Source organism: Acinetobacter terrae (genome assembly GCF_013004375.1).
Classification (GTDB): domain Bacteria; phylum Pseudomonadota; class Gammaproteobacteria; order Pseudomonadales; family Moraxellaceae; genus Acinetobacter; species Acinetobacter terrae.
Map to the genome: position 1 here is coordinate 32,323 of NZ_JABERI010000005.1, position 16,516 is coordinate 48,838.

Consider the following 16,516-nt stretch of genomic DNA (forward strand, 5'->3'; position numbering starts at 1 on the left):
ATTTTTACATCATCATTTTTGACGTTTTTTGAGGAACGTGTCTATGACGCAACGTATCAGTGAAGTGGTAAGAAACACTAACGAAACCAAAATTCGAGTTCGGGTGAATCTTGATGGTACGGGTCAAGGCACCCTCAACACAGGTGTTCCATTTTTAGATCATATGATTGATCAAATCAAGCGACATGGTCTGTTTGATATCGATATTCACTGTGATGGCGATCTGGATATCGATGATCATCATACCGTAGAAGACTGCGGGATCACACTCGGACAAGCATTTGCGCAAGCACTTGGCGACAAAAAAGGCTTAAAACGCTATGGTCATTTTTATGCACCACTGGATGAGTCTTTAAGTCGTGTAGTGGTCGATTTATCAGGTCGTCCGGGTTTGTTTATGGATATTCCATTTACACGTTCGATGATTGGTCGTTTTGATGTGGATTTATTCTCTGAATTTTTCCAAGGTTTTGTAAATCACGCCTTAATGACGCTGCACATTGACAACCTGAAAGGTAAAAATAGCCATCACCAAATCGAAAGCGTGTTTAAGGCATTTGCACGCGCACTACGTATGGCATGTGAAATCGATCCACGTGCAGAAAACACTGTTGCTTCAACCAAAGGTACTTTGTAATGACCCGTATTGCCCTTCTTGATTATGGCATGGGAAATTTACACTCTGCAGCCAAAGCCCTGGAGCATGTTGGCGCAACTGTAGATGTAACAAATGATCCCAAACTGATTGCCCAAGCCGATAAAATCGTATTTCCCGGTGTAGGCGCAATGCGTGACTGTATGCAAGGCATGCATGAAGCGGGTATTGATGAAGTGGTACGCAATGCCGTATTCAACAAGCCTGTTCTTGCAATTTGTGTCGGCATGCAAGCGTTGATGCAGCACTCTGAAGAAAATGGCGGTACAGATGCGCTGGGTATTTTTGAAGGTGAAGTGAAGCATTTTCCAGAGATGGCGGGTTTAAAAGTTCCCCATATGGGCTGGAACCAAGTGCATCAGGCAGACCCAAGCCATCCGATGTGGAAAGACATTGAACAGGATGCACGTTTCTACTTCGTCCATAGTTTTTATGTGGAACCGAAAGATACTGCTCTGGTCGCTGCAACCTGTGACTACGGTTTAGAGTTCTGTACGGCTCTGCATAAAGAAAACCTGTTTGCTACGCAGTTCCATCCTGAAAAAAGCCATACTGCTGGTTTGCAATTGCTGAAAAACTTTGTGGAATGGAAAATCTAAGCATCCATTTTTAGATATTTAAAAAGCTCAACTCTAGTTGGGCTTTTTTATTGCCGCAAATTGCTTGGCTTATATAAATTTGACTGTTTTTTATTGATTCCAATTGCTATGATGATCAAGCAAATCATTATATTTAAACAATAATTAAACTTATGGGGAATAAAAGAATGAATCAAAAATATCAAACAAGTGAATCCGCCTTAAGCCCAAGTGGACGTTTTGGTCGCCTGTCTTATTTAGGCTGGAACATGCTGATGAGCTTTTCTATTCTGATCATCATTGGGATTATTGCTACTTTTTCACCTGACTTATTTACTAATCCTTCTGCCCTAACAGGCTCTTCAATGGTTGCGGCTGTTCTCATTGGAATCGCCTACATTGCACTATTATATTTTAGTTTTGTGTTTACCATTCGCCGTCTGCATGACCGCAATCACATCGGTTGGTTATCCCTTTTAATCTTGGTGCCTGGAATAAATATCCTTTTTGTCCTTTACCTGATCTTTGCCAAAGGCGATGACAGAAGCAACCAATATGGCCCTCGACGTATAACCAAAGGCTGGGAGAAGGTTTTAGGATGGATTTACGTGCTGATTTTCCCAATCGGCATTTTATCTGCGATTGCACTTCCAGCTTATCAAGATTACGTAACTCGCGCTCAACAGGCGGAGATGGAACAAAGTATCCATCACGTAGATTAATCCTTTTAAATTCTGGATAAAGCTCATAATGAATGGGCTTTATTTTTGCCTAAAATCTGAAAAGCGATTAAGCTGAATTTAAAATAAATGACTGTATCGATTCATCATGGAAGAGCTTCTTCTTCAAACCTTACCGAGTAAAGAACAAATTCAGGAATTTCCTATATTTCAGAATCTTCCACTGCACCACATTCATCTCATTAACAGCATTGAACAATGTCTTGCCCTTGAACAAGAGCTAAAAAGCTGTGCATTACTTGGTTTTGATACCGAATCCAAACCGACCTTTGCCAAAGGTGAAGTGTCAACCGGACCACATCTGATTCAATTGGCAAGTTGCGACAAAGCCTATTTATTTCAAATTAACCCTGAAATACTAGAATTTCTAAAAGCTGTTTTTGAAAATCGAGATCAAGTTAAAGTGGGCTTTGGTTTAAAGAATGATGCACATCTTTTTCGTAAAAAAGGCATTGAACTGAATAGTGTGATTGAACTGTCTAAATGTTTCTCTGCCTTTGGTTTCCCCAATCCCATGGGGCTAAAAAATGCCATGGCGCTTTTATTTCAGCTGAATTTTCCTAAAAGTAAAAAAATCAGTACCTCCAACTGGGCACGCAAAATACTGACGCCACCCCAAATTCAATATGCGGCTGCCGATGCTTATGCACCTGTACTGGTCTTTGAAGAATTACTTCGTTTAGGCTTGCTGCCTAAACACATCCCCAACACTTCATTAAAATTACGCATTCGCCCGAACAAAATAAAAGCTGAAACTGATGCTTAGAGATTTAGCAATACTTTGCTAAGATGGCACACAATGAATTTAACGAGATTAGGCAAGGAGCGAAAGCATGCTGATCATCCCTGCAATTGACCTGAAAGATGGCAAATGTGTACGTTTAAAACAAGGTCGTATGGAAGACGATACCGTATTTTCTGACGATCCAGTTGCAACTGCACAGCATTGGGTAAATGAAGGCGCGCGTCGCTTACATTTGGTTGATTTAAACGGTGCTTTTGCCGGTACGCCAATCCATAAACCTGTGGTTGAAGCGATTGCTAAAGCTCAACCTGAGCTGCCAATTCAAATTGGTGGCGGTATTCGCTCGTTTGAAACCATCGAACATTACCTCGATGCCGGTGTATCTTTTGTGATTATCGGGACTAAAGCAGTTCAAAATCCTGAGTTTGTTGAAGAAGCATGCAAGAAATTTGCGGGTCACATTATTGTCGGTATTGATGCCATGAATGGCATGGTGGCAACGGATGGCTGGGCAAATGTTACTGACGTAAAAGCGACTGACCTGGCGAAACGCTTTGCCGATGCGGGTGTATCAAGCATTGTTTATACCGACATCGCACGTGATGGCATGATGCAAGGTGTCAACATCGAACAGACGGTCAATCTTGCAACCTATTCAGGTTTACCTGTGATTGCTTCTGGCGGTGTAACCAATCTTGATGACGTACGTAACTTAAAAGGCCAACCGGGCATTTTAGGTGCGATTACCGGTCGTGCAATTTACGAAGGCACATTAAACCTTCGTGAAGCGCAATCACTTTGGGATGATCAATCAATCTAAGTATTGATTCATCCTTAAGAGGTCTTCGGACCTCTTTTTTATTTCAATGAATTTCTTCGCTGTATAGACATGTCAAACGCTCCCTCCCGTTTTAAAGCCAAAGCCCCTCAACTTGCCCTTATTTTGATTACCATGATTTGGGGTGGCTCATTCCTTACCGTGCAATACGGTTTGAATTTTGCCAGCCCGATGTTTTTTGTCGGCTGTCGTTTTGCTGCAGCCATGCTGTTTGTCTGTCTTTTTTCCTGGAAAGATTTAAGCGGTATAAACCTGAAAGAAATTGCTGCAGGTGCGTTGATTGGCTTGGTGATTGCGATTGGTTATGGGACGCAGACCATTGGGCTACAAAGTATCAGCAGCAGTGAATCTGCTTTTTTAACTGCGCTATATGTGCCTTTAGTGCCGATTTTATTGTGGTTGTTATTCCGTAAGACTCCACAAATCATGACTTGGTGTGGTGCAGGACTGGCTTTTCTCGGTTTAGTGTTTTTGACTGGCAATGGCTTTGGTCAAGTCAATCTGAACTTTGGGCAGATCATTACCATTCTCGGTTCACTCGCCATTGCCCTTGAAATTATTCTGATCGGTTTCTTTGCGGGTAAAGTCAATGTCCGCCGTGTGACCGTCATTCAGCTCGGTTTTGCTTCTCTTTTTGCTTTTTGCCTCATGCCTGTGGCCGGTGAAACTTGGAATCCATCTTTTTCTTGGCCACTTATTACTATTCTATGTGGACTGGGCTTAGCCAGTGCAGCCATTCAACTGGTCATGAACTGGGCGCAACGCGAAGTTGATCCGTCTCAAGCCGCAATTATCTATTCAGGTGAGCCGGTTTGGGCAGCGTTAATTGGACGAATAGCCGGTGAACGCTTACCTCTAGTTGCCATTTTAGGTGGTGTATTGGTAGTGCTGGGTGTGATTGTCAGTGAATGGAAGCCTAAGTTTTTGAAGAAGAATGAAAAGGTGAATCCTTAAGAGTTTAATTTTCCTCTCCCTAGCCCTCTCCCGCAGGGAGAGGGAACAAAATCGCTTAAAACGAAACCATTTTCCCTGGATTAATCATTGCCCCTAGCCCATAAGCACTTTTCGCCATGGGGATCACCACAGGTGCCAATGCACGACCAAACAAAATATCTTTGTGTTGAATACTGGTCAGCATATTGAAATCATCGGCTTTTCCACAGAAATCATCCGCGATGGCTTTACCAATACGCACCGTTTGTGCCACACCATGACCACTCCAACCCTGTACTGCATAAATCGGAAATTTATTGCCAAATTTACGGCTATCCGCAGCGCCACTCATGGTCAAATCCGTTGTGCCACTCCAGACAAAATCCAGTTCTACATTTTGCAATTGTGGGAACACATGTTTAATCCGACCCAATAAATATTGATGGGTTTTTTCAGGACTCCAACAGGAACCCGTGCCCTCTCCACCAAACAGTAAACGGTTTTTAGATACACCACGGTAATAATCAATCTGAAATTGTGTGTCATACACAGGTGCATCGGTGGGTAGTAAATCTTTTAAATCGACTTCCAAAGGTGAGGTCGTACAGACATAGGTATAGAACGGAATCGTAGTTTGGTTATGTTCTTTTAAGAGTTTAAACGATGCATGATGCACACCCATCACCACACTTTTACGTGCTTTTATCACACCTGTTGCTGTTGTCACATAAATACCATCTTCTCGCTCTTCTACAGAAAGCACTTCGGTTTGCTCATAGATTTTTCCGCCATTTTTACAGAAGCCATAAACCAAGCCACGGTTTAAAGCCAGTGGATGAATATGTCCACCCAAGGTATCCAATAAGCCGCCACAGTAGTTATCAGAATTAATATGCCCCATCAACTCATGTTTCCCAACCACTTGGGTATGTGCCTCACCTAAGAATTTACGGGCATCTGAACCTTGAGTCAAACCTACCAAATGTCCCTCATGCACGGCGGCTGTAATATGACCGCGTTTACGTTGTAAATCCAAATCGTATTGATCTGCGATGGAATCAATTAAAGACATCGCTTCAGTTGAGGTGAAATGCCAGAGTTTTTTCGCATCTTCATAACTGAAACGCTCAATCATCTCGGAAGCTTCCCAACGGGCCAAACCAGGCGTCAGTTGTCCACCATTACGACCTGAAGCTGCACTGCCAATCCGGTTTTTCTCAACCAGCACAGCATCTACGCCCTGCTCAGATAAATGTAAGGCTGTGGAAGCACCTAACAAACCACCACCAATCACCACGACATCACATTCAATGTCGGCACTTAATGCATCAAACTGATGCCACTGTTCTAGTGAACTTTCATAGTAGTTCGCGGGGAAATCAAACTCACCACGTTTAGGATTGACCCAGTTCCACTCTTTACCACTTTGCTGATTACGACTTAGTTTAAATTCAACATCTTCGACAAATACTGGCTTATTGATATTCATTCTGTTCACTCTCTATTTTTTCAATTCATGTTTAAACTTTGATTTAGTAGGCATTGCCAATCACAATATTTTGCTTTTTCAGTTTTTTATATAGGAAGATCAGCACACCGATAGACAGCCATGCGCAGCCAAAAAGAAGGGCTGATCGTTCAAGGTTGAACCACAAACACATGATCACTGCCACAGAGATCAGCGGTAAAATCAGATTCATAAATTTATTTTTAAAGCCTTCACGTTGCTGCTCTAGCACATAGAACTTCATAAAAACCGAGAAGTTCACCGCGGTAAAGGCAATCAATGCTCCAAAGCTAATCATGCTCACCACAGTCGCTAAATCGAGGGCAATCGCTGTTAAGGAAATGAAGCCGATAGTGAGCACCGCATACAGTGGGGTTCCTAATTTACTGTGCAGTTGCCCAAAAGTACCTTTATGGAAAATGCCATCCTTCCCCATGATATGAATGAGACGAGATGCACTGGCATGGGTTGCAAGCCCTGAAGCAAAGGTATTCATGATTTGTGCACACAGGAATACCGCCTGGAATAATGCCCCACCGACATACAGCACGATTTCTGGTAATGCTTCATCTGGATTGTTAAAACGCACGTTACTCGGAAAATATAGCTGGATAAACCACGAGGCCGTAATGAAAATTGCTCCGCCCATTAACGTGGTCAAGATAACCGCACGTGGAATGGTGCGCTTCGGGTCTTTTGTTTCATGCGACATGGTGGTCACGGCATCAAAACCAAGGAAGGAAAAACAGAGGATAGATGCACCCGCAATCAGTGGCAGAATCGAGGTATCGCCATTAAATAGCGGAGCAACAGTGAGCACATGCTCATAACCTTGTGCCGATCCCACACCTTGAATGACCAGATAAACAAACAGTCCCATCAACAACAGCGGCGCCAAGACAAAGATCAAACTGAGATTGGCTAAGATATTAATGCGGAAACAATTGATCAGCGTGACAAGTCCGGCAAACAAACTGACCCAAACCCAATACGGCACACTTGGAATCACCGCTTCCAGATAAATTCCTGCCAATAACGCATTCACTAAAGGCAGTAAAATATAATCCAGTAATGAACACCAACCGACAAAAAATCCTGCCTTTGCGCCACAAGATTCTGCGGTGTAAGTGTAGGCTGAACCTGATTTATCACTAATACGACTAAAACGTGCATAACTGAATGCGGTCAGCAACATGGCAGCCAAGGCTAAAATATAGGCCATTGGTACACGTCCATCCGTGATCCCTGAAACAATACCAAAAGTATCGAAGACCACCATCGGGGTCATATATGCGATACCAATAATGACCACTTGCCATAAAGACATTTTTTTGAAAGAAACTTGCGTTTTTTCCATGCATGTCACCTGAACATTATTTATTTGAGTTATTTGTTCATTTGCAATGACTATGCCATATAATAAAAATATAAATATTTAACTCAGGCGAAAGTAAATGCCAAAGTACAGTTTAGAAATTCGAAAAGCAGCTATTCAAATGTATAAAAAAACCGATTACAAGGTGGCAGTTTGCAAGGAATTCAACATCTCTCGCGTGACACTTGATGCGTGGATTAAGTTGGAAGAAGAAACAGGAGATTTACTTCCAAAACCAGCAAAAAACCGGGGTGCTCCTAGCCACATTAAGGACTGGAATGAATTTCAATCATTTGTAAAAAATACAAAATTTAAAAATATTAGCGATTTAATCCCGCTCTTTGAACAGAAATTTGGTTACCCTGTTTCTTATGCTGTTTTAGTGCGTTCCATTCATATTTTAGGCCTACGTCGCCGTCGTGGACGCTTCTATTCTTAATGAATCAATCAGCATTTATTTTGATTCATTTTTAATGATAAATTTATATATTTAAATGTACATAAAAGTAAGTTTAATTTATTAAAAACGTAAATTTTAAAAAATAAAAAAGTATATTTAATATATTAAAAAAGTAAGTTTAATTTATTAAAAATGTATACTTTATAAATTCAATAGGTAATGTACATTTTTACAAAGTGGCTAAATTTGAGCAGGCATTGAATAAAGTGGTTCATTACAGTGCAAAAAATTATAAGGCTCACAATTCACCAGGCCTAAAAAAGGTGGCATAAAGCCACCTTCAATATGAGGAATAAAGCGAGTTATTGATACATTGGCTCATTATCATTCAAGCGGATAATGCCTTTGATGGCACGATAGACAATCCAGATCCAGGAAATACCAATAACACCAAGACAGAATGTGGTTGCAATAAGTGCAACACCTGCAAAAAGATCGGTATTTTCACCGGTAAAAAATAAGAAAAAGAACGGAATAAAAGCAATAATATTCCAGAATAAATACCACCAGAAGGTACTAATTTGCCAGGTAAAATGACTTTCAAAAATAGAACCACGTACATCGCTGCGTTTGACATAGTTAATGATTAATGCAATGACCGCCAGTAAACCACCTGAAAAAATGGCAATAATATAAAGGACATAAAGAATTAAAGTCAGGGTACGATTAGAGTCTTTATCTATAGAATAATTCATTGTTATACCTTTTAAAGTAATCGTTCTCCTTTAAAATTTAATGACATTTAAAGGAGAAATCAGCCATAAAATCAAAAGAATGTTTAAGGCTATGGTACAAAAATAAATCTTTCTAAACGGTTGTTTTTGTGTTTTATGGCGCATTTTTTCCTGTGCCAGCCATGCTGTAGGCCAGCCCCCAAGAAAGGATAAAACATGTAAGGTTTGTTCAGGTACACGGCGGTTACCCAGCAGAGCTGCCTCTTTATCTTGGGCATACATCCAGTAAGTCAGGGCATTAATAATACTGATAAATAACAACACCATTCCACTCAATAATCCCAATAAGGTGAAAACAGCCAAAGCCAAGATATAACCCACACAGGCGATTTGCATGGGTTTTAATTTTTGTTGTTGTACATTTACATTTTTCGGTTTGGGCAATATTTTTTGTGTTTGCGATGCTTTGAGATACATCACCTGTTGCGCACGGAAACGCCCTTCCCCATCAAGCAATACCGTGTATTCCAGTGCACAACCGACAATTGGACGTGGGCCTTGACGAGCAAAGTCCTTAATGTGTAAAAACACGCGATCTTTTGAGGCATCATTCGGTTGAATAAAACCATAGCCTTTGTCATCGAACCATTCGACTAATCGCCCCTGATCGCGCATTTTTATTTCCTATTTTTAAGCAGTCACAAATTTTAGTCTCTCTACGAGCATATTACGCATCTCTTGTGGATTTTTCTGCAAAATATCATCTCCAGTACGTCCCTGTTGAGCATTTTTTTGTGCAACTTGTAAACGCATCAGCCAAAATCGAGCTGCTGCCATAGCCAAATAGATCTCTAAACAGGCTTTTTCATCAGTCGTTAATGGACGTACGGTTTCATAAGCCTCTAGGAACGCTTGTGCCTTAACTTCGTTTAAATGCACCTCAGGATAGTCGGTACAGAAGTCATTTAAAGTAATGGCGATATCAAACAGAAATTCATCTTTATTCAGTTCGTAAAAATCCAGAATACCTTTTAATTCGTTCCCTTCAAACAAGGTATTGTCACGGAACAAGTCTGAATGAATAAAACCTTTAGGACGGTTAGGATAGACCGCAGTTAAAGCCTCATAAAGCCCCAGAACTTCACTCAATAAAATAGCATCCGCAGGATTTAAAGTTGGTTTTAATTCTTTAGCGACTTGTAACCAATAATCATGATTACGATATTCTGCACGTTCTAAAGGAAAATCTTGTAACGCAATATGCATTTTCGCCTGGGCAATAGCAATCGCTTGTGCTTGTTCCATAGTCGATGGCATCGGGTGTTGACCCATCATGCGTGGTGCAATTTGAGCAGGCTTATTTTTTAGAGTATGAATAGCTTTACCCGCATAATTTAACGGCACTGGCACCGCTAAACCATATTTGCCTAAATGCTCAAGTACTGGAACCAATTCCCCTGCGCCTTGCTCATCCATCTCTTCAAATATAGTGAGTACATACTGCGTAGCATTTTCACAAACTAAAAAATAGTTTGTATTCTGAATACCTCCTTGAATGGGAATCAGGTCAATCACCTCTAATCCATAAGGTGCTGCAAAAGCCTGAACTTCCTGTAAAGTCAAAGTGGTATAAACCGACATAGAAAACCTGCAAAAAAACTTACATAATTTTGATAGAATACCTTCTCCAACTACCAAGGTGTAGCACCTTCGTGGCGAAGTTTCATAATCGGCTGTTATTTTTGGAAAAAATTATGCTTGCTAAACGTATTATTCCTTGCCTTGACGTAGATAATGGTCGAGTGGTGAAAGGTGTGCAATTCCTTGATATTCGTGATGCAGGCGACCCGGTTGAAGTTGCACGTCGCTATAACGAACAAGGTGCCGATGAAATTACCTTCTTGGACATTACTGCAACCTCGAGCGGCCGTGACACCACTTACCGTACTGTTGAACGTATGGCAGAAAGTGTATTCGTTCCCTTAACCGTGGGTGGCGGTGTGCGTAAAGTTGAAGATATTCGATCATTACTCAATGCGGGTGCAGATAAAGTCAGCATTAACTCCGCTGCGGTATTTAATCCGGAATTTGTACAAGAAGCATCGCAACGCTTTGGTGCACAATGTATTGTGGTCGCCATTGATGCGAAAAAAACCGGTGACAATAAATGGGAAATTTTCACTCACGGTGGTCGTAAACCGACCGGTATTGATGCCATTGAATGGGCAGTGAAAATGGCTGAATATGGCGCAGGTGAACTGCTGATTACCTCTATGGATGCTGATGGCACCAAATCAGGTTATGACCTCAAATTAATGCGTCAAATCAATGATCGCGTGAACATTCCTACCATTGCTTCGGGTGGTGTCGGCTGTTTACAACATTTAGCGGATGGTATTTTACTAGGCGGAGCAGATGCAGTTCTAGCAGCATCAATTTTCCACTTTGGTCAACACACCATTCCTGAAGCAAAACAATATCTGGCAGCACAAGGCATTGAAATGCGTCTCTAAAATTTTAATGCTTGATCATGTAAAAAAGAGTGTTTTAACAACACTCTTTTTTATTTTAATGAGGCCATGATAAAAATTTCAGATAAAAAAAAAGGAGTCTTAGAGACTCCCTATAAACCAAGAAAACTACAGCGCGTGGTTTCTTGCAAGGTACAACAAAAGATATATACATTCACTCGGTCAAATTATGTTACAACTTAGTGATGCGGCAAATATAGAATAAAAAAGCAGTAGAATATTGACCATCAATGCCAAAAATATTGACAATTTACGACATGACTTAAAAAGTCAGTATCGAGAGTCCATTTAAAATCAAAAGATTAGTTCAAACTCGCTAAAATTAAAAAGCATAAATGCTCGATCCTTTATTTCTCGACCGATCATTGAGGCACTTTTTCTACCCATTTTGCAGGAAAGTAAGTGGCTGCAACAAAATTTAATAGCTTTGAAATAGGTTGTGGCAATGCGATGCCCAGCGGATTCTGTTCTTGCAAATCTTTCGATGAAATCACCCGGGTTCCGAGCACATAGTCAAACCAAGGTTTGGTCACACACCAGTTGGCATCCTGATTAGAATTCATATGATGATCATAATGCCAAGGAATTTTTTTCATTGCCCAGTTCGGCTCCAAATGGGCACGGCGATGAATATAGTAATAATTACAGGCACTATAGACCGCGGCGAAAGCCAGGCCTTTCGAGACAGGATAAAACATTAAACTGGTGCTCGTCGCCACTACTGCCAGAGAAACAATTTCATTTTTAGTGCGCCAATTTGAAATGCCTTCGACATAGCCATGGTCATGAAATGCCGTTTTTCGCACTTCACGATGATGCTCCCAATGCGATTTCATACTCTCTGGCACAGGACTATAACGCGGCTTTCGACTTCGATGTGTGCCGTGCAAAATATATTTATGTGCAATCCATTCAAAGCCATTGGCCACCACCAATCCAACCAGAAAACCTTTCCACATATCGCTTCTCCATCAATTCTATTGAATATAGGCAATGAACTGTGCTAAATATTGACCATAACATAAAACTTCATTGACAAATTACGACAATAAAAAGATCAATATGCAACAATTTAAAGATTATACCGGCTCCGTTTATGGGGGACTTGGACATTTACTCTATGCCTATAGCCAGGCTAAAGGCATAACTATTTCTAAAAAACTGGAACAAGTTCAAAATCTGGAACGCTTTGACTTCAGTCTTTGGCGTGACTTACTGACGGATATGCAACAACATCGGCAAATTCCTGCATTAGGACTTGATATTGCCGAATTTGTACAACCCAAACATCTCGGTATCATTGCTTATATTGCGCTGTCCTGTAATACCTTGGGGGAAGTGTTACAACGTTATTATGATTTTCACCGCTTGATTTACGATGGCAGTGCTTTACATGTCAATATGCAGGGTAACTATTTAACGATTGGTTGGGGAGATATTCCCTTTCATATAACCACCCAACTCACCCATGAAATTTCTATCGCCTTGCTGTTTCAGTTTCTAAAACACTTCATGGAATTTGATGATATTCACGTGCATGAAGTTCATTTTGTTCATCCGGCACCGAAAAATATCGCGTTATATGAGCAATATTTCCGTTGTAAAGTTCGCTTTTCACAACCGGTTGCGCAAATTATTGTCCCTGTTTACGAGCTTGCCAAACCTTTTCAGCAAGGTGATCAAACCCTGCAACATCTGCTTATGCAGCAAGCTCAAGCGCTGTTGGACAAGCTTCCCAATTCCACCCAACTGGATCAACGTCTACAACAGGCAATTTTAACCGGCTTACAAAAAAACCTGTATCAAATCGAACCCATTGCCCAGCAATTAAACATGTCGGTACGCCAGCTGCAACGCCATTTACAACACCAAGGCACAAGCTATCAACAGCGCATGCAAGAAGTTCGACATCTACTGGCAGAACAATATTTAAAAGATCCACATTTAAGCCTGCAAGACATTGCTTTATTGCTGAGTTATTCTGAACAAAGTGCCTTCCAACGCGCTTTTAAACAATGGACTGGCTCTACACCACAACAATGGCGACAACAACAATATTGCTAAAATCGAATTCCAGTCATACAAGTGTCATCTCTATTCACCATGTTGGAATTGAGAAATGTTCAATTTCTCGATAAATATAAAATGTCACCTGAGATTATTAAAAAATTTATAAAAAATCTGGAGAATAAAATGAATAAATATCTCGCTGAATTGATTGGTACATTCTGGCTAGTGTTTGGTGGTTGTGGTAGTGCAGTAATTGCAGCGGCCTTCCCTGATTTAGGCATTGGTTTTGCCGGCGTGGCGTTAGCTTTTGGTTTGACCGTGCTGACCGGTGCCTATGCATTGGGTCATATTTCTGGCGGACACTTTAATCCTGCGGTCAGTATAGGCTTGTGGTTTGGCGGCCGTTTCGATGCCAAAGATCTGATCCCATATATCATTTCCCAAGTCATTGGCGCGACTTTAGCGGCACTGGTTTTATATGTGATTGTACAAGGTCAAGCTGGTTTTGTCGGTACAGGTGGTTTTGCCAGCAATGGATTTGGTGAATTATCTCCGGGTAAATATTCAATGACCTCGGCTTTAATCATTGAAGTGGTACTCAGCGCTATTTTCCTGATTGTGATTATGGGTGCGACTGACAAACGCGCACCTGCAGGTTTTGCTCCGATTGCGATTGGTCTGGCTTTAACCCTGATTCATTTAATCAGTATTCCAGTGACCAATACCTCGGTCAATCCAGCCCGTAGTACCGGTGTTGCATTCTTTGCGGAAACAGCTGCGTTAAGCCAGCTTTGGCTATTCTGGGTAGCTCCGATTTTTGGTGCCATTCTTGGCGCGCTAATTTATAAAGTAGTGGCCTCGGAAAAAGACTAAAATATCATCCATAAAAAAAGCTCACATCAGGTGAGCTTTTTATGTTCCATGTGGAACATTTTTTTTATAGCTATTTATAAAAATGGATTTTCAATTTCCTGTTCATCTTGACGATCAATCTTTTCAGGCAAATTGGGTTCATTTTCTAGGGCACTGACCACATCATTCAAAAAGGCCTGTAAAGCCTTGGCAGCTTGCAAGCCAGCCTGATCTTTAGTTAGCTGTAAATTGCCATAAATACTGACACAATCTTCTTGGTTTTCTAAAGTGAGGTCGTGAATAGCATGCGATTCGGTACCATTTACAAAAGGCTTGAACATTTTATTCTCACTGATCTTTGTTGTTATTTAAAAAGTAGGATGATTTTTATCATCCTACCTAAAAAAGGCTTATTTCAACAACTGTAAAATGTACTGTAAAAGTCCTTCAATCAATTGTTTAACAATTGCATCTTGGGTATTTGGATCGATCGTTGGTGCCGCGCTCTTGTTCTCACCCGATTGTGTAGGCGTAGCGGTTGAAGACGATTTTACCGAGGATGATTTGAACTGTTTCTGCAAAGCGCTAAGCGCATCTGCACTGACTTCTTCAGCACACTGGCTTTCTGCATCCCAATGTGAATAGGCAATTTTCTGCGTCGCTTTGACCGCACTAGCCTTTAATGGCAAATTGTAAGTATTGCGCTTTTGATCTTCTGTTAACTGAGGAAAAATATTAATTCCAGTGAGATCTTCCAACGCACATATACTGATCACATGAACTTTTGGTGCAGTAGCTTTCAGGGTATTGTCGGCATAGTACACACCTGCCGCCCCTGTTTTTGGCATATATATGGCTTTGTAGGTCGCTGTCGGAACAATTACCCCCTTACCAATCGTTTTGAGTTTTTTCGCAGAAAATACTGGCCCAGTGACCACATAAACGTCTTGCTTCTGTTTTGTCACAATCGCCCGCGTAGCTTCCTCTAATTCACGCCAAACCTGCTGATTATTTTTAGGCGCTTGCGGCACCATATTGGCTAGAGAAAAACTGTCATATTGCGCAGCTTTATTGGGCATGTCTGCATTCGGCGCCATATGTCCGCGGTCATAACCTGATGCTTTATAATCCGCTAATGTCGCCTGATGTTCCACTTTGACTTTTGTTTCTTCATGAAAACTATCTTCACGCGGAATTTTTTGACTTAAGCGTTGTGGAGTCAAGGCTTCTGCAACCCATAAAGGCGTTTTCGACACCCCTGAATACATTACATTGAAACCATTAAAACACAGCGGATAGGTATTTTTATTGAGACTTTCTTTTGTTAAATAAGGTGGAATATCACGATAAAATTGATCTAAACAAGCCGAATTTGATGAAGATGGCAATGAAACAAATTGCTGGATTTTTTCTTGTCCAAACGCAATCGCAAAACTACTGGTCGCGACTAAACCTAAAATAATTTTTAAGCTATTTTGATTTAAAAGTTGAACCCAAGATTTACTGGTTTTACGTTTCTTAATTGCCATTTCTAGATAAACACTCATTTTCCATGAGCTTAACAAGCAAGCAAAATGAAGTATATGTAGCGAAAGTTGTTTGTTTAACATTTAGGCAAAACATGGTTAACAAAAGCACAGTTGTTGTAACAGTATGTCTCATTTTCTAAAGCTTTTATGAAGACTCTTAATGGCTTTACGTATGTTTGATTGAAAAACCGATCCTAATTATGACAAGGTAAAAATACGCAAGATTCGGAATTATTATTTCTACGGAGTATTTTATGCATTCGAAGCTTTTAGGTTTAAGTCTCGTTACAGGACTAATGAGTGCAACTGCATTCGCAGAACCCGCAATTCAACCTGGCGATTCTTTAGAAAGTTTATCTAAAGTTAAAGTGACTACTACCGTGAATGGTCAAGCAGGTTCAATTCAGGATTTAGTGACAAGTGGTCAAATCCGTATTGTCGATACAAGTCAAATCGCTGCTGAACCGACTCAAGCTGGATCTGAGACACAACAAGTACAAACCAATTCAGCTGCAGATGCATCACAAGCTGCGGATATAAATACAATAGCACAGCAAACAGCTGAGCCAGCTCAGGCAGCGTCTGAGACAGAGGTTCAAACTGCTACAGCTGCAGATAAAACTGCGCCACAAGCTGCGGATATGAATACAACAGCACAAACTGTTGAAGCATCACCAGAGCAAGCAAATAATCCTGCTATTGCGCAAACAACTCAAGCTGCACCTGAAAGTGCGGACCCAATGCAACCCAATGCTGAATTAGCTGCGCAACAAGCTGAACAAGTGATGGATCAAGAAGCTGCGGCTGCACAAGCGCCAGTGAATGATGCCAATGAAAATGTGGCTGCTGCGCCCGTCAATGCTGCGGATATGTCGCAAACAGATGTAACTAATGAAGCTGCCGCTGCAGCACCGGTGAATACTGCTGAAACAAATGAAGCATTTGCTGCTACACCTGAAGCTACGCAGCCAAATGATGCTGTACAAGCAGCACCAGAAGCTGATGTTACAGATGCGCCAGTGAATGCCTCTCCAGAAGCTCCGGCTGCAGAACAAACAGAGAACTAATCACTCTCTCGTTTTCAGGGCT

The 16,516-nt window shown here is 41.1% G+C and carries 19 protein-coding genes; 11 read left to right on the top strand and 8 right to left on the bottom strand.

All coding sequences use genetic code 11. From position 1 onward, the window contains the following. Positions 1 to 43: 43 nt before the first annotated feature. The 6 genes from hisB to HLH14_RS02950 all read left to right on the top strand — a co-directional run bounded on the left by hisB (position 44) and on the right by HLH14_RS02950 (position 4,510). The gene (gene hisB, locus HLH14_RS02925; RefSeq protein WP_067725592.1) at positions 44 to 637 is read left to right on the top strand and encodes an imidazoleglycerol-phosphate dehydratase HisB; all 594 of its coding nucleotides are present in this window, start codon (positions 44 to 46) and stop codon (positions 635 to 637) included. Beyond that, positions 637 to 1,254 carry an imidazole glycerol phosphate synthase subunit HisH gene (gene hisH, locus HLH14_RS02930; RefSeq protein ID WP_171532626.1) on the top strand — a complete coding sequence of 206 codons (618 nt, stop codon included), beginning with the start codon at positions 637 to 639 and terminating at the stop codon, positions 1,252 to 1,254. Before hisB ends, hisH begins: the two co-directional genes overlap by 1 nt. Positions 1,255 to 1,421: 167 nt before the next feature. Then, positions 1,422 to 1,955: a DUF805 domain-containing protein gene (locus tag HLH14_RS02935; RefSeq protein WP_171532627.1), complete on the top strand. Its 534-nt coding sequence runs from the start codon at positions 1,422 to 1,424 to the stop codon at positions 1,953 to 1,955. Between the two features lie 106 nt (positions 1,956 to 2,061). Then, complete coding sequence (locus HLH14_RS02940; RefSeq protein ID WP_171532628.1) at positions 2,062 to 2,739, top strand: 3'-5' exonuclease; 678 nt, start codon at positions 2,062 to 2,064, stop codon at positions 2,737 to 2,739. A gap of 67 nt (positions 2,740 to 2,806) precedes the next feature. Beyond that, positions 2,807 to 3,538, top strand: a complete 732-nt coding sequence (gene hisA, locus HLH14_RS02945) for a 1-(5-phosphoribosyl)-5-[(5-phosphoribosylamino)methylideneamino]imidazole-4-carboxamide isomerase (protein ID WP_131271315.1) — start codon at positions 2,807 to 2,809, stop codon at positions 3,536 to 3,538. Positions 3,539 to 3,607: 69 nt separating this feature from the next. Next, entirely contained in the window at positions 3,608 to 4,510 is a 903-nt protein-coding gene (locus HLH14_RS02950; protein WP_171532629.1) for a DMT family transporter, read from the top strand. A gap of 55 nt (positions 4,511 to 4,565) precedes the next feature. On the opposite strand, the gene HLH14_RS02955 is transcribed toward HLH14_RS02950, so the two are convergent. Together HLH14_RS02955 and HLH14_RS02960 are read right to left on the bottom strand one after the other, a co-directional pair. Beyond that, the gene (locus HLH14_RS02955; RefSeq protein ID WP_171532630.1) at positions 4,566 to 5,978 is read right to left on the bottom strand and encodes an NAD(P)/FAD-dependent oxidoreductase; all 1,413 of its coding nucleotides are present in this window, start codon (positions 5,976 to 5,978) and stop codon (positions 4,566 to 4,568) included. Positions 5,979 to 6,021: 43 nt separating this feature from the next. Further along, positions 6,022 to 7,353 carry an APC family permease gene (locus HLH14_RS02960; RefSeq protein WP_171532631.1) on the bottom strand — a complete coding sequence of 444 codons (1,332 nt, stop codon included), beginning with the start codon at positions 7,351 to 7,353 and terminating at the stop codon, positions 6,022 to 6,024. 97 nt (positions 7,354 to 7,450) lie between these two features. Here HLH14_RS02960 and HLH14_RS02965 point away from each other — a divergent pair, with 97 nt between their 5' ends. Then, positions 7,451 to 7,810 carry a helix-turn-helix domain-containing protein gene (locus HLH14_RS02965; protein WP_171532632.1) on the top strand — a complete coding sequence of 120 codons (360 nt, stop codon included), beginning with the start codon at positions 7,451 to 7,453 and terminating at the stop codon, positions 7,808 to 7,810. Positions 7,811 to 8,133: 323 nt separating this feature from the next. Here HLH14_RS02965 and HLH14_RS02970 read toward each other — a convergent pair whose 3' ends face one another. From HLH14_RS02970 to HLH14_RS02980, 3 genes are read right to left on the bottom strand one after another with little or no spacing between them, the layout of a single operon-like run. After that, a complete protein-coding gene (locus tag HLH14_RS02970) occupies positions 8,134 to 8,526 on the bottom strand; it encodes a DUF4870 family protein (protein ID WP_171532633.1) in 393 nt (130 codons plus the stop codon). A gap of 30 nt (positions 8,527 to 8,556) precedes the next feature. Beyond that, a complete protein-coding gene (locus HLH14_RS02975; RefSeq protein ID WP_171532634.1) occupies positions 8,557 to 9,180 on the bottom strand; it encodes a DUF1294 domain-containing protein in 624 nt (207 codons plus the stop codon). 15 nt (positions 9,181 to 9,195) lie between these two features. Further along, positions 9,196 to 10,146 (bottom strand): homoserine kinase, encoded by a 951-nt coding sequence (locus tag HLH14_RS02980; protein WP_171532635.1) that lies wholly within the window; start codon positions 10,144 to 10,146, stop codon positions 9,196 to 9,198. Between the two features lie 113 nt (positions 10,147 to 10,259). Here HLH14_RS02980 and hisF point away from each other — a divergent pair, with 113 nt between their 5' ends. Then, positions 10,260 to 11,018 carry an imidazole glycerol phosphate synthase subunit HisF gene (gene hisF, locus HLH14_RS02985; RefSeq protein ID WP_086193854.1) on the top strand — a complete coding sequence of 253 codons (759 nt, stop codon included), beginning with the start codon at positions 10,260 to 10,262 and terminating at the stop codon, positions 11,016 to 11,018. A 380-nt stretch (positions 11,019 to 11,398) separates the two neighbouring features. Here hisF and HLH14_RS02990 read toward each other — a convergent pair whose 3' ends face one another. Next, positions 11,399 to 11,995 (bottom strand): hypothetical protein, encoded by a 597-nt coding sequence (locus HLH14_RS02990; protein WP_171532636.1) that lies wholly within the window; start codon positions 11,993 to 11,995, stop codon positions 11,399 to 11,401. A 103-nt stretch (positions 11,996 to 12,098) separates the two neighbouring features. On the opposite strand from HLH14_RS02990, the gene HLH14_RS02995 reads away from it, so the two are divergent. Both HLH14_RS02995 and aqpZ read left to right on the top strand, forming a co-directional pair. Beyond that, positions 12,099 to 13,100 carry an AraC family transcriptional regulator gene (locus HLH14_RS02995; protein WP_171532637.1) on the top strand — a complete coding sequence of 334 codons (1,002 nt, stop codon included), beginning with the start codon at positions 12,099 to 12,101 and terminating at the stop codon, positions 13,098 to 13,100. Between the two features lie 129 nt (positions 13,101 to 13,229). Further along, positions 13,230 to 13,919: an aquaporin Z gene (aqpZ, locus tag HLH14_RS03000; RefSeq protein WP_171532638.1), complete on the top strand. Its 690-nt coding sequence runs from the start codon at positions 13,230 to 13,232 to the stop codon at positions 13,917 to 13,919. A 74-nt stretch (positions 13,920 to 13,993) separates the two neighbouring features. Here the strand turns inward: aqpZ and HLH14_RS03005 are convergent, their stop codons facing one another. Further along, positions 13,994 to 14,239: a hypothetical protein gene (locus HLH14_RS03005; protein ID WP_067725561.1), complete on the bottom strand. Its 246-nt coding sequence runs from the start codon at positions 14,237 to 14,239 to the stop codon at positions 13,994 to 13,996. Positions 14,240 to 14,308: 69 nt separating this feature from the next. After that, a complete protein-coding gene (locus tag HLH14_RS03010; RefSeq protein ID WP_171532717.1) occupies positions 14,309 to 15,427 on the bottom strand; it encodes a DNA/RNA non-specific endonuclease in 1,119 nt (372 codons plus the stop codon). 254 nt (positions 15,428 to 15,681) lie between these two features. Here HLH14_RS03010 and HLH14_RS03015 point away from each other — a divergent pair, with 254 nt between their 5' ends. Beyond that, complete coding sequence (locus HLH14_RS03015) at positions 15,682 to 16,494, top strand: hypothetical protein (RefSeq protein ID WP_171532639.1); 813 nt, start codon at positions 15,682 to 15,684, stop codon at positions 16,492 to 16,494. Positions 16,495 to 16,516 lie beyond the last annotated feature (22 nt).